The sequence below is a fragment of the Salinihabitans flavidus genome (genome assembly GCF_900110425.1).
In the GTDB taxonomy this organism is placed as follows: Bacteria; Pseudomonadota; Alphaproteobacteria; order Rhodobacterales; family Rhodobacteraceae; genus Salinihabitans; species Salinihabitans flavidus.
In genome coordinates, this window is the sequence record NZ_FODS01000004.1 from 65479 (window position 1) to 77559 (window position 12081).

The 12081-nt window shown below is 63.1% G+C and carries 12 protein-coding genes and 1 riboswitch; of the genes, 1 reads left to right on the top strand and 11 read right to left on the bottom strand.

Annotated features, from left to right (window positions below; genetic code table 11):
• Position 1: 1 nt before the first annotated feature.
• The 11 genes from BMW66_RS04960 to miaB all read right to left on the bottom strand — a co-directional run bounded on the left by BMW66_RS04960 (position 2) and on the right by miaB (position 11077).
• On the bottom strand, positions 2-1093 hold the full coding sequence (locus BMW66_RS04960) for a UDP-N-acetylglucosamine--N-acetylmuramyl-(pentapeptide) pyrophosphoryl-undecaprenol N-acetylglucosamine transferase (protein WP_093116059.1): 1092 nt from the start codon (positions 1091-1093) through the stop codon (positions 2-4).
• Positions 1094-1124: 31 nt separating this feature from the next.
• Positions 1125-2291 carry a putative lipid II flippase FtsW gene (gene ftsW, locus BMW66_RS04965; RefSeq protein ID WP_093116061.1) on the bottom strand — a complete coding sequence of 389 codons (1167 nt, stop codon included), beginning with the start codon at positions 2289-2291 and terminating at the stop codon, positions 1125-1127.
• Between the two features lie 132 nt (positions 2292-2423).
• On the bottom strand, positions 2424-3137 hold the full coding sequence (gene trmB / locus BMW66_RS04970; protein WP_093116064.1) for a tRNA (guanine(46)-N(7))-methyltransferase TrmB: 714 nt from the start codon (positions 3135-3137) through the stop codon (positions 2424-2426).
• A gap of 88 nt (positions 3138-3225) precedes the next feature.
• Positions 3226-4407 carry a methionine adenosyltransferase gene (gene metK, locus BMW66_RS04975; protein WP_093116066.1) on the bottom strand — a complete coding sequence of 394 codons (1182 nt, stop codon included), beginning with the start codon at positions 4405-4407 and terminating at the stop codon, positions 3226-3228.
• 5 nt (positions 4408-4412) lie between these two features.
• Positions 4413-4462, bottom strand: a riboswitch (SAM-SAH riboswitch).
• A gap of 35 nt (positions 4463-4497) precedes the next feature.
• Positions 4498-5970 carry an apolipoprotein N-acyltransferase gene (gene lnt, locus BMW66_RS04980; RefSeq protein ID WP_093116068.1) on the bottom strand — a complete coding sequence of 491 codons (1473 nt, stop codon included), beginning with the start codon at positions 5968-5970 and terminating at the stop codon, positions 4498-4500.
• Entirely contained in the window at positions 5963-6862 is a 900-nt protein-coding gene (locus BMW66_RS04985; RefSeq protein WP_093116070.1) for a hemolysin family protein, read from the bottom strand. Before BMW66_RS04985 ends, lnt begins: the two co-directional genes overlap by 8 nt.
• 32 nt (positions 6863-6894) lie before the next feature.
• Entirely contained in the window at positions 6895-7398 is a 504-nt protein-coding gene (gene ybeY / locus BMW66_RS04990) for an rRNA maturation RNase YbeY (protein ID WP_093116072.1), read from the bottom strand.
• A 69-nt stretch (positions 7399-7467) separates the two neighbouring features.
• Entirely contained in the window at positions 7468-8484 is a 1017-nt protein-coding gene (locus BMW66_RS04995) for a PhoH family protein (RefSeq protein ID WP_093116074.1), read from the bottom strand.
• 148 nt (positions 8485-8632) lie between these two features.
• Entirely contained in the window at positions 8633-8932 is a 300-nt protein-coding gene (locus tag BMW66_RS05000; protein ID WP_093116076.1) for a hypothetical protein, read from the bottom strand.
• Between the two features lie 12 nt (positions 8933-8944).
• Entirely contained in the window at positions 8945-9484 is a 540-nt protein-coding gene (locus tag BMW66_RS05005) for an OmpA family protein (protein WP_425441309.1), read from the bottom strand.
• 273 nt (positions 9485-9757) lie between these two features.
• On the bottom strand, positions 9758-11077 hold the full coding sequence (gene miaB, locus BMW66_RS05010; RefSeq protein ID WP_093116081.1) for a tRNA (N6-isopentenyl adenosine(37)-C2)-methylthiotransferase MiaB: 1320 nt from the start codon (positions 11075-11077) through the stop codon (positions 9758-9760).
• Positions 11078-11190: 113 nt separating this feature from the next.
• Between miaB and BMW66_RS05015 the strand changes: the two genes are divergently transcribed.
• Positions 11191-12060 carry a hypothetical protein gene (locus BMW66_RS05015; RefSeq protein ID WP_093116083.1) on the top strand — a complete coding sequence of 290 codons (870 nt, stop codon included), beginning with the start codon at positions 11191-11193 and terminating at the stop codon, positions 12058-12060.
• Positions 12061-12081: the final 21 nt, after the last annotated feature.

A 12081-nucleotide genomic window follows, 5' to 3' on the forward strand; every position in this document is an offset into this window, starting at 1 on the left:
TTCATTCTTCGCTGGCCAGACGCTCCACCATGGCGACCAGCGCCTGCGTGGCATCCGGCCGCCCGACCGAAAGCGCCGCCTGCGCCATTTTCAATGCGCCATCGGGATTGCAGAGCACCGCGCCGATCTGGTCGGTCAGCACCTCTTCGGTCAACCGGCTTTCCGGTATCACGATGGCCGCTCCCGCCTCGCTCAGCCCGCGTGCGTTGGCGGTTTGATGATCGCCCGTCGCAACGGCATATGGAATGAGAATCGAGGGCCGTCCGATCACGCTGATGTCCGCGACCGAAGAGGCGCCGGCGCGGGAAATGACAAGCTGCGCCTCGCTCATCCGGCGGGGCACATCGTGAAAGAACGTCTGCACGTCGGCGGTGATGCCATGCTCGGCGTAAAACCGAATCACGCGCTCTTCGTCTTCCTGCCGTGCCTGATGGCTGACCCGAAGATTGCCGCGCACCCACTCTGGCAACGCGGCGATGGCGGCGGGCACCTTGTCGGACAGGATGCGCGCGCCCTGACTGCCGCCCATGACCAGAATGGACATGGGGTAGTCGCCGGGCGCGATATAGGGGGCGCCGGCCCGTTCGATCACCGCGCCGCGCACCGGGTTGCCGACATGTGTGCCCTCCCCCCCCGTGGGCAGGTCCGTGGGCCATGTGCCGCAGGCGACCGCATCGACCCGGGTCGCAAAATGCCGGTTCACCCGGCCCAGAACGCCGTTCTGTTCATGGATCATGCGCGGCAGGCGCAAGATCCGGGCTGCCGCAAGCGCCGGGATCGTCGGGTAGCCTCCAAAGCCCACGACCACCTCGGGCCGGTCGCGGCGCATTCTTCGCAAAGCCGACAGCACACCGCCCACGATACGGAACGGCACCGCGAGCCGGGCCAGCGCGCCGCCTCGGGCAAAGGTGGCGGAGGCGATCCGCTCGATCTCGACGGAATGCGGGAAGCCGCCGGTATAGCGCGCGCCGCGTGCATCGGTGGTCAGCTTCACGCGCCAGCCCTTGCGCAGCATGGCCTCTGCCAGTGCCTGCGCGGGGAACATGTGCCCCCCGGTGCCGCCTGCCGCAATGACTAACAAGGGTGCCTTCATTTCTCTGTCCATGTCTTGCGTTCCAGACCGATCACCGCAGATGACCCCGAAGGATATCCCTGATCTCGCCCTGCGGGCGCGTTCGGGTGAACGCCAGAAGCATACCCAGCGCAATCCCCCCCGCAATGAGGGAGGAGCCGCCATAGCTGACGAACGGCAACGTCATGCCCTTCGCCGGCAGAAGCCTCACCGCGACCCCCATGTTGATCATCGCCTGCACACCAAAGATGGCCGTCAGACCCGTGCCGGCCAGCCGGATGAACGGATCTCGTTCACGCATCAGCCGGGCGAACGAACGCACGACAATCAACGCATAGAGCAGGATGATGCACAGGACGAGCACAAGGCCGTATTCCTCTGCCGCGACGGCGATGATGAAATCGGTGTGGGCATCGGGCAGCGACCATTTCACCTGCCCCTCGCCCACACCGACACCCAGAAAGCCGCCCTCGCGGATCGCGTTGGTGGCATAGCCAAGCTGCGTCGTCGGATCGAGATCCGGGCTCAGGAAACCGTCGATCCGCCGGGCGAAATGTTCGGATTTGTCATAGGCCAGCATCCCGCCGAAGATCGACGCCCCGGCCATCCCGACCAGAAGTGTCATCGGTGCCCCGGCAACGAAATACATCACGCCCCAGCCGAACAGGATCAGGCAGGCCTGACCGAAATCGGGCTGCATCACGAGGATGACCGCGATCGTCACCGCGAGCATGAACGACCACATGCGCCCCGGCGGGCCGTTGATTTCCTGACTGGCGGCCATGAGCCACGCCGCCACGACCACGAAACCGGGCTTGAGAAATTCAGACGGCTGCACCGAGGCAAATCCCAGCGAATACCAGCGCATCGCGCCCTTGCCGAAATCGGTGCCAAAGAACGGCACCCCGAGTAGCGCCACGAAGGCGACGAGAAATCCCAGAACGGCCAGACGCCGCACCAGAAGCGGGCTCAGCATCGAGGTGATCAGCATCGCCGTCAGCGCCGCCCCCCCGAAAACCGCCTGCCGCATGACATAGTGGAAAGGTTCGAACCCGTTCTTGGCCGCCAGCGGCGGCGAAGCGGCAAGCCCCAGAAGAAGACCGATCGCGAACAGGATCAGGATGCAGGTCATCGACCACTTGTCCACGGTCCGCCACCATTTGGGAAAAATCGGCTCACCTTCCCTGACGGGCTGCGTGCCATACACCATCTCTGTCATCGGGTAACCCGCCGTTCTGCCTCATGCGCGCCCGGTTTTCCGGGTCTCGTGGGAAAAGACTAGCACCTTCGCGAGTCGCTGCAAAGCACCCTATCGGCCGAACCAGCAGCTTTCCGCCCCGCGCAGGCAGGGTCAGCGCCGGCGAAACGTCAGGTAATATGGCACCCGCCCTTCGCGGAGCGCCTTTTGCTCATAGCGGGTCGGCACCCAGTCGTCCCAAGGGATGCGCCAGTCGTCCGGCCTCTCTGCCAGCCAGTCGAACCCGTGGCGCGGCACCTGTTCGAGCGTCTGGCGAACGTAGTCGGGAATATCCGTGGCCACGCGAAAGATCGCCCCGGGCTTCATCACCCGCGCCAGCGGCTCGAGATATTCGGGCATGACGAACCGGCGGCGGTGATGCCGCTTTTTCGGCCATGGGTCGGGATAGAGCAGAAAGGCGCGCGCGATGCTTTGATCGGGCAGCACATCGAAAAGATCGCGCACGTCGCCGGGATGAACGCGGATGTTGTCGCCCCCCGCCTCGCGGATCTTGCCCAGAAGCATGGCCACGCCGTTGATATAGGGCTCGCACCCGATCAGGCCGATGCCGGGATTCCGGGCCGCCTGATGCACCATATGCTCGCCACCGCCGAACCCGATCTCAAGCCAGAGGTCGCGCCCGCCGAACAGGGCGGACAGGTTGATCGGGGTCCGTTCCGGATTCGCCTCCCAATCCACCTTGCCAAGCGACAGGGCGGCGAGGTCTTCGTTCAGATACGCCTCCTGCGCCTTGCGCAGGCCCTTGCCCCTGAACCGGCCATAGAAATTACGCCAGGGGGCGCCCGAAGGGTGGGTTGTCTTGCTCATGGCGCGCGTCCTAGCGGCTTGACGTGCCGGGATCAATGGGCGCCGGCGTCCATGGCGCGGCCCGTTTCAGGGCCGCGCCCGGGTCGCGTCAGACCGAGTTCCTGAGTGTCTCGGCCAGATCCGTGCGTTCCCAGCTAAACCCGCCATCGGCATCGGGCGCGCGCCCGAAATGGCCATAGGCCGCGGTGCGCTGATAGATCGGCTTGTTGAGTTGCAGGTGATCGCGGATACCGCGCGGCGACAGGTCCATCGCCTGTGCAATGGCTCTTTCGATCTCCTGCGGCGTCACCTCGCCAGTGCCATGAGTATCGGCGTAGATCGACAGCGGCTGGCTCACCCCGATGGCATAGGAGAGCTGGATGGTGCAGCGTTCGGCCATGCCGGCGGCGACCACGTTCTTGGCCAGATAGCGCGCGGCATAGGCAGCGGAGCGGTCCACCTTGGTCGGGTCCTTGCCGGAGAACGCGCCGCCCCCATGCGGGGCCGCGCCGCCGTAGGTATCGACGATGATCTTGCGGCCGGTCAGCCCGGCGTCGCCATCCGGCCCGCCGATCACGAATTTCCCGGTCGGATTGACATGCCAGATCGTCTCGGCGCTGAGCCAGCCCTCGGGCAGCACCTCTTCGATATAGGGAGAGACGATCTCGCGGATGTCGGCGCTGGTCAGGGTTTCATCGAAATGCTGGGTCGAGAGCACCAGAGAATGCACACCCACCGGCTTCCCGCGATCATATTGAACCGTGATCTGGGACTTGGCGTCGGGCCCCAGCATCGGGGCGGCACCGCTTTTGCGCGCCTCCGCCAGACGGCGCAGGATAGCGTGGGAAAACTGGATCGGGGCCGGCATCATCGCATCGGTTTCATTGGTGGCAAAGCCGAACATGATCCCCTGATCGCCGGCGCCTTCGTCCTTGCCGCCATCGCCGGTAACGCCCTGTGCGATATGGGCGGATTGCTCGTGCAGCAGGTTGGTGATCTCCACCGTCTCATGGTGGAATTTTTCCTGCTCATAGCCGATATCGCGGATGCACTCGCGCGCGATCCCCTCGATCCGCCCCATGTATTCGGCGAGCTTTTTCTGATCAGACAGTCCCACCTCACCACCAATCACCACGCGGTTGGTCGTGGCAAAGGTTTCGCAGGCAACACGCGCCCTGGGCTCCTCGGCAATGAAGGCGTCGAGAACAGCATCGGAGATGCGGTCGCACACCTTGTCGGGATGCCCCTCCGAGACGCTCTCGGAAGTGAAAACATAGTTCTGTCGTGACATGAAAGTGCTCCGTTGGGTTATTCCCCGCCACGCCAGGAAGCCGTTGTGACGGATCAATTCGACGTCAGTTACGGTGCAATGTGGAAAGGGTCAATCGCTTTTGGCAAAGCGGCGCGCGATCAGCGCAAGATGCAGCAGAAGCAACACAATACTCAGCGGCAGATCCCCGACACGGGCATAGAGCGTCGGTGCATGCGGGACGGGCAGCCGCGCCTCGACATGTCCCCCCTCGCCCAGATCCAGCGAGGTCAGGATACGGCCGCGCGCGTCGATCACCGCCGACACCCCGGTATTGGCCGCCCGCACCAAAGGCAGCCCCTGTTCGATGGCGCGCATCCGGGCCTGCGCGAGATGCTGGTAGGGCCCCGAGAACCGCCCGAACCACGCGTCATTGGTCAGTTGCATGAGAAACTCGGGGCGCTCCGGCGCGCCGCGCACATCGCGGGGAAACACCACCTCGTAGCAGATCAGCGGCAACGCCGTGCCCAGCTCGCCCAGATCCATCAGCCGCGGCCCCGGCCCCGGCGAGAAACCGAACCCCTCGTCCGCGGCGAGCCCATAAAGGCCTAGGCGCGACATCAGGCCGCCAAAGGGCATGTATTCACCGAACGGCACCAGATGATGCTTGTCATAGGTATCCGCGATCTGTCCCTGCGCACCCAGAAGAATGGCCGAGTTGTAGTAGCGATACCCCTCGCCGCGCTGAAGGCCGAGCACGACCGGCACGCCGCCCGCTGCCTCCGCAATCCGCGCCAGCGTCTCCCCGGCGGCTGAAAGCTCTGACGGGACGGATGTTTCGGGCCAGATCACCAGATCGGGGGGCTGGGCACCGGGGCGCGTCGATTCCAGCGCGCGGGCAAGAAAGCGCGGCGCGTGGTCAGGATCCCATTTGAGGTGCTGCGGCGCATTGGGCTGCACTAGCCGGATCAGCGGGCGGTCCTCATCGGGGGACATCGCGGGAGGCAACGGCCAGAGCATCGCCACGACCACCCCAAGTGCGAGCGCGTAGGCCCCGAGACGGGGCGCGCGTGCAATGGCCCAAGCCGCGAAAAAGAGCAGGAGGTTGAGCCCGTGCGGGCCGAGAAAGGCGGCGAGTTGCCCGGCGGCCCCATCGACCAGCACCTGCGACGGCATCGCCCAGGGAAAGCCGGTAAAAAGCTTCGCGCGCAGGATCTCTGCTCCCGCAAGGGTCGGTATCAGCGGCCATGCGGCCCGGCTCAGCCAGCGGGCAAGACCGAATGCCAGACCCCAGAACAGCGCAAGTCCTCCGGCCATGAACACGAGGGCAAAGGGCGCCATCCAGCCGTGGCGCGGCACGTCGACAAGGAACGGCTCAACGATCCAGTTCAGGGCCAGTGCGAAATACCCCGCGCCGAAGGCCCAGCCGATCAGCGCGGCCCGGCGCGGGCTCGGCGTCCCGGCGAAGAGATGAACCGCGAGAACCAGCCCCATGAGCGTGAAAGGCGAGAGCGAGACCGGCGCCTGCCCCAGCGCCGCGAAGGCACCCGCCCCTGCCGACATAAAAAGGGGCAGAGCCCCGGCGCGCGCGCCGGGGTCAGTCATGAAGAGCGTTGTCTTGGGCTTCGGGCAGGCGCACGCGCAGCCGTTTGATCCGGCGCGGGTCGGCGTCGATCACCTCGAACTCCAGTCCTGCCGGATGCGGGACCACCTCCCCGCGTGCCGGGACATGCCCCGCGAGCATGAAGACAAGGCCACCCAGTGTGTCGATTTCCTCGGGGTCCACCTCGTCCGTCGCCGAAAGATCGAATCCGATCTCGGCCTCGAAGTCCTCCAGCGGGGTCTTGGCCAATGCCATATAGCACCCGGACTTTTCGAGGTTCCAGAACTGGTCCTCATCGACATCATGTTCATCCTCGATCTCGCCGATCACCTGTTCGATCAGATCTTCGATCGTGAGGAGCCCGTCGACCCCGCCGTATTCGTCGATAACCAGCGCCATGTGGCGCCGCTCTGTCTGCATCTTGGTGAGCAGAACGCCTATGGGCATGGACGGTGGCACGAAGAGAAGCGGGCGCAACATCTGATCGAGCGCGAAAGCCTCTTGCGCGGCGCCGTTGAACCCGTGCTTGAGCGCGAGATCCTTGAGGTGGATCATGCCGATGGGCGTGTCGAGCGTCCCCTCGTAAACCGGCAGGCGGCTCAGGCCGCTGTCGCGGAAGACCTTGACCAGATCGGTCTGGGTGATCGAGACCGGAACCGCAACGATATCGGCCTTGGGAATGGCCACGTCCTCCACCCGCATCCGGCGCAGGTTTATCATGCCGTGCGACGTCAAGGCGACGCGTTCTGTGGTCTTGCCGTCAGAATCCTCGTCGTCCTCTGAGGTCGAGAAGGAATCGAAAAAGCGGCGTAAGAACCCGCCGCCGTTGTCTGTCTGGTCTTCGGGCTGCGCGCTATGCGCCGCGTTAGAAGAGCCGTCCGTACTGTCGCCCATTTTACCTTTCCAACAAAGGGGATGTTCCCCGACTAGTCCCTATATGGGTCAGGCACCCCCAGTTTGCCAAGTATCTCTGCCTCCAACCCTTCCATTAAAGTGGCATCCGGGTCACGCAGATGGTCATATCCCAGAAGATGAAGCACACCGTGCACGATCAGATGGGTGACATGATCGGCCATCGGCCTGCCCGCGTCGCGGGCCTCCCGGGCGCAGGTGTCCCAGGCGATCGCAATATCGCCCAGCTCCTCCGGCTCACCCGGGATCATCGGCACCGGGGGGGCGGGCACTGCTCCCGGCACCTCGGGGGCGCGCTCTTCGGACGGCCAACTCAGCACGTTGGTGGCCGAGGCCTTGCCGCGAAATTCGGCGTTCAGCGTGGCAATCCGGGTGTCATCACACGCCAGAAGGCCGATCTGATAGTCGCCTACGCCCAACCCGAGGTGGGAGAGGGTGGCTCGCGCGGCGGATTCGGCGATACGCTCAAGGCCGATCTCCTGCCAGCGGGACTCTTCATATACGATCTCGGTCAGCATGCGCCCTGACAGCCGGGGGTTTACCACCCCCGGACCCCCGTGAGTATTTCCAGAACAAAGAAAGGATCGTCAGCTCTTTTCCATATCGGCGTCATACGCCCGGATGATCGCGGCGACCAGAGGGTGACGCACCACGTCGGAGGCCGAGAAGTAGTTGAAGCTGATCCGGTCGATCCCCGAGAGCAACCGTTCGGCGTCAGCCAAACCGGAATGCATTCCGCGCGGCAGGTCGATCTGTGTCCGGTCGCCGGTGATCACCATGCGCGAGCCTTCGCCCAACCGGGTCAGGAACATCTTCATCTGCATCGTGGTGGCATTCTGCGCCTCGTCGAGCACCACGAAGGCATTCGACAGCGTCCGTCCGCGCATGAAGGCCAGCGGCGCGATCTCGATCCGCTTTTCCTCCATCAGCTTGGCGAGCTGCTTGCCCGGCAGGAAATCATTCAGCGCATCATAAAGCGGCTGCATGTAGGGATCGACTTTTTCCTTCATGTCCCCGGGCAGATAGCCGAGCTTTTCCCCCGCCTCGACCGCCGGACGCGACAGGATGATCTTGTCCACATGCCCGCCGATGAACATCGAAACCCCCACCGCAACGGCAAGATATGTCTTGCCCGTGCCCGCCGGTCCGATCCCGAAGGCCATTTCGTTCTGAAACAGATTGAGCACATAGGCTTTCTGCGCCTCGGTGCGCGGCTCCACCAGTTTCTTGCGGGTCTTGATCTCGACCGGGCCGCCCCTGAACATTTCAAGCTGATCGCCATCGCGGGTTCCGGTTTCCGTCTCTCCCCCGCCCATGCGGATCTCACGGTCGATGTCGCCCTGGCCCACGTCACGCCCCGATTCGAGCCTTTGGTAGAGCGCGCCAAGGACCTCGACGGCCTCTTTCTGCGCCGCCTCCTCGCCGTGGATGGCAAGAAGATTGCCGCGGCGCAGAATCTGCACCCCGAGTTTCTGTTCAATTTCAGCGAGGTTGCGGTCGTATTCACCGCAAAGGTCAATGAGAAGACGGTTGTCCGGAAATTCGACCAGCGACTCGGCCGGGTTTTCGGAAGGGGGCGGTGGGGTCAGGGCGCCTATGGCCAAACAAGTCTCCTGCGAGCGAAAGTTGTCACTTGATCGTGCCAACTTGTAGCCCCCTGCGCAAGCAGTGCAGAGTAAAATTCAACAAAGCGTTACAAAAATGGCCGCATGCGAAACCATGCGGCCATCTTTTCCGTTTTCGACCCCGAAATCAGATCGGATCCGGGAAGGCGGAGCCTTTCTTGAACGGGCCGGTGGCCACACCCGGGGGGGCCACACCCGAACAGACAGGCTTGCCGTATTTGTCGAGGCGCTGGCTGAGATACCCCTCAACCCCGTCATCGATGATCCAGTGATCGCACCCGTTCGGATCGACCCAGATCCCGGCCTTCAACTGGCTGAGATGCTTGCTGTCGAAGCCGCGGTCCACGGTCTTGTCGACCTTGTTTCCCATACAGCCCGAAACCGACGCGACCAGTCCGACGAGGATTATTCCCTTGAGCAGTTTCATGAACGATCCCCTTTACCGGATACAGATGATTTCGACGCGGCGATTCTCTGCCATGCCGGCGGCCGTGCTGTTCGTCGCCCGTGGCATCCGCTCCCCGTAGCCGCGCACATCGACAACCCGGGCCCCTGTGCTGGCCGCGACCTTGGCGACGGCATTCGCGCGATTGTAGCTCAGCCGCATGTTATAGGCATCACTGGCGCGCGCATCGGTGTGACCGGCGATCACGAATGCGGTTGCGCTGGCTTCGCTGAAGAACCGGCGCAGCCGCTCCTGACCGGAACGGCTGATGTTATACTTGTCGGTCGCGAAAAACTGATCGGTGTTCATCACACCGCAGACATTCCCCCGGCGGCAGACCGGAATGCCCTGTCGGTTGACATGAGGGCTCATGTACCCCTCGACGCCGTCATCCATTACCCAATGTTCGCACCCATCGGGATCGACCCAGATCGTGGGCACGTATCTTTCGCCCCGAACGGTGCGTTGATCTGCAAATGCAGGCTGTGCCAGGGTGGCCAGTGCAATCAGCACGGCAGCAGCCCCCCCGAGCACAGCCCGAACAGTCGAAATACTCTTATTCGCCACAGCTATATCCTTTGTTATCCCCCCGGGAACGGCAGCGACGAGCCAAGCCCGTTCAGTTCCCTAATGGCCCGCAGTCTAACAAAAAAGCGGGTCATGTGAAGATAATTTCACGATATCTGGTGGTCGGAGCTCACTGTTTTTGCGGCTCACGCAGTCAAAGGGCGCGCATATCTTCCCATTGCCCACAAATACGCACCAATACCGATAATGTGGCGGCATTGTTTCCAGCGGTGTCGCAGGTCAAAGTATCACCCCGGCCAGTGAATTGGGGCCGCTGTCCTCGATGCGAACCCGCGAGATCTCCCCGACCGACGCATTGGAATCGGCGACATGCACCGCATGAAGGTGATCGGATTTGCCTACCATTTGCCCCGGCAGGCGACCGGGTTTTTCAAATAACACGCTGACCTCGCGTCCCACCATCGAGTCCTGCACCGCGCGCTGCTGCCTGGAAATCAGGGCCTGAAGGCGGTGCAGCCGATCCGTGGCCACGTCCGGATCAACCTGCGCGCGCTCCGCGGCCGGGGTGCCGGGACGGGTGGAGTATTTGAAGGAAAACGCCTGCCCGTAATGCACCGCTTCGATCAGATCCATCGTGGCCTGAAAATCCGCGTCGGTCTCTTCGGGAAATCCGACGATGAAATCGCCCGAAATCAGGATGTCGGGACGTGCGGCGCGAATGCGCTCGATCAGGCGCAGATAGCTTTCGGCGGTGTGGCTGCGGTTCATCCGCTTGAGAATCCGGTCGCTGCCCGACTGCACCGGCAAATGCAGGTAGGGCATGAGTTTCTCGCATTCGCCATGCGCCGCGATCAGGTCGTCGGTCATGTCGTTGGGGTGGCTGGTGGTAAAACGAATCCGCTCCAGCCCGTCGATGTCGCTCAGCGTCCGGATCAGGCGGGCCAGGGAATACTCCCCGGTCGGCCCCTGCCCGTGATAGGCGTTGACGTTCTGGCCCAGAAGCGTGACCTCGCGCACCCCGCGCTCCACCAGATCGCGCGCTTCGCTCATCACACGATCGACGGGGCGGCTCATTTCCGCGCCGCGGGTATAGGGCACGACGCAGAAGGCGCAGAACTTGTCGCAGCCCTCCTGTACCGTCAGGAACGCCGCCGGGCCGCGCCGCGCCTTGGGACGGGATCTGAGTTTCTCGAACTTGTCCTCTTCGGGAAAATCGGTGTCGATCGCCCGTTCCCCGCCACGGGTCCGCGCTTCCATCTCGGGCAGGCGGTGATAGCTCTGCGGTCCCACGACAAGATCGACAAGCGGTTGACGACGCATGATTTCTTCGCCTTCGGCCTGTGCAACACAGCCCGCCACGCCGATCTTGAGTTCGGGGTTTTCGGCCTTCAGCCTCTTGAACCGGCCCAGTTCGGAATAGACCTTTTCGGCGGCCTTCTCGCGGATGTGGCAGGTGTTGAGCAGGATCATGTCCGCGCCATCGGGGCTGTCGGTCGTCTCGTATCCTGCTCCGCCCAATGCCTCTGACATGCGCTCACTGTCATAGACGTTCATCTGGCAGCCGTATGTCTTGATATAGAGCTTTTTCGTCGCGGTCATGTGACACCCGTTTGCCCGTGCCTGAAGATCGCCTGCCTATACCATATTGCCGCCGGCTTGCAATGCGGGCGGAATTGGCCGATTCTCCGCCAAAACAGGAGCGGAATCCGGATATGCATTACAAGTCTCTGGCAGCGTTAACGAAATCCGGCAGGGGACATTTCGCCAAGGGGCCGGTCGCTCTCGTCTTCGCGGAGGATGACGTTGAACTGAGCACCACCCTGCGCCATCACCGGCAACTGGGGTTTCAAGAGGTGATCGCCTTCATGCCCGACGCCTTCGCCCTGCCCGACGACCTGAACGACACGGTGACACGCGTGAGCTTCGACATCGCGGCCGGCGGGGATGTGATCTCGGCGGTGAACGCGGTGATCAAGGCCGCTCCGGACATCTGGTTATACTATTGTTTCAACGCGGAATATCTCTTCTTTCCCTTCTGCGAATCCCGCACTGTCGGGGAAATGATCGCCTTCCACCGCGAAGAGCGGCGCGACGCCATGCTCACCTACGTGATCGACCTCTATGCCGCCGATCTGGACACCTGCCCCGATGCCGTGTCGCTCGATGATGCGATGATGGACAGATCGGGGTACTACGCGCTGGCACGGCCCGATCCCGGTAACAAAAATTATCCCAAGGAACGGCAGCTCGATTTCTTTGGCGGGCTGCGCTGGCGGTTCGAAGAGCATGTGCCCCCTGACCGCCGCAAGATCGACCGCATCTCGCTGTTTCGCACGCGCAAAGACCTGATACTGCGGCCCGATTTCACCTTTGATGACGAGGAATACAATACCTACAGTTGCAAGTGGCACAACAACCTGACGGCGGCCGTCTGCTCTTTCCGCACCGCCAAGGCGCTCAAGCACAATCCCGGCAGCCGGTTCGACATCCACAGCTTCCAGTGGCACAATTCGGTGCCCTTTGAATGGCACTCGCGCCAGCTTCTCGATCTGGGGTTGATGGAGCCGGGACAGTGGTTCTGACTCGAGCCCGGTTCAACGACG

What these genes read in the sequence shown, in the direction of transcription:
- BMW66_RS04960 (WP_093116059.1), bottom strand. Translation starts at nt 1,093, where the DNA reads ATGAAGGCACCCTTGTTAGTCATTGCGGCAGGCGGCACCGGGGGGCAC.
- ftsW (WP_093116061.1), bottom strand. Translation starts at nt 2,291, where the DNA reads ATGACAGAGATGGTGTATGGCACGCAGCCCGTCAGGGAAGGTGAGCCG.
- trmB (WP_093116064.1), bottom strand. Translation starts at nt 3,137, where the DNA reads ATGAGCAAGACAACCCACCCTTCGGGCGCCCCCTGGCGTAATTTCTAT.
- metK (WP_093116066.1), bottom strand. Translation starts at nt 4,407, where the DNA reads ATGTCACGACAGAACTATGTTTTCACTTCCGAGAGCGTCTCGGAGGGG.
- lnt (WP_093116068.1), bottom strand. Translation starts at nt 5,970, where the DNA reads ATGACTGACCCCGGCGCGCGCGCCGGGGCTCTGCCCCTTTTTATGTCG.
- BMW66_RS04985 (WP_093116070.1), bottom strand. Translation starts at nt 6,862, where the DNA reads ATGGGCGACAGTACGGACGGCTCTTCTAACGCGGCGCATAGCGCGCAG.
- ybeY (WP_093116072.1), bottom strand. Translation starts at nt 7,398, where the DNA reads ATGCTGACCGAGATCGTATATGAAGAGTCCCGCTGGCAGGAGATCGGC.
- BMW66_RS05000 (WP_093116076.1), bottom strand. Translation starts at nt 8,932, where the DNA reads ATGAAACTGCTCAAGGGAATAATCCTCGTCGGACTGGTCGCGTCGGTT.
- miaB (WP_093116081.1), bottom strand. Translation starts at nt 11,077, where the DNA reads ATGACCGCGACGAAAAAGCTCTATATCAAGACATACGGCTGCCAGATG.
- BMW66_RS05015 (WP_093116083.1), top strand. Translation starts at nt 11,191, where the DNA reads ATGCATTACAAGTCTCTGGCAGCGTTAACGAAATCCGGCAGGGGACAT.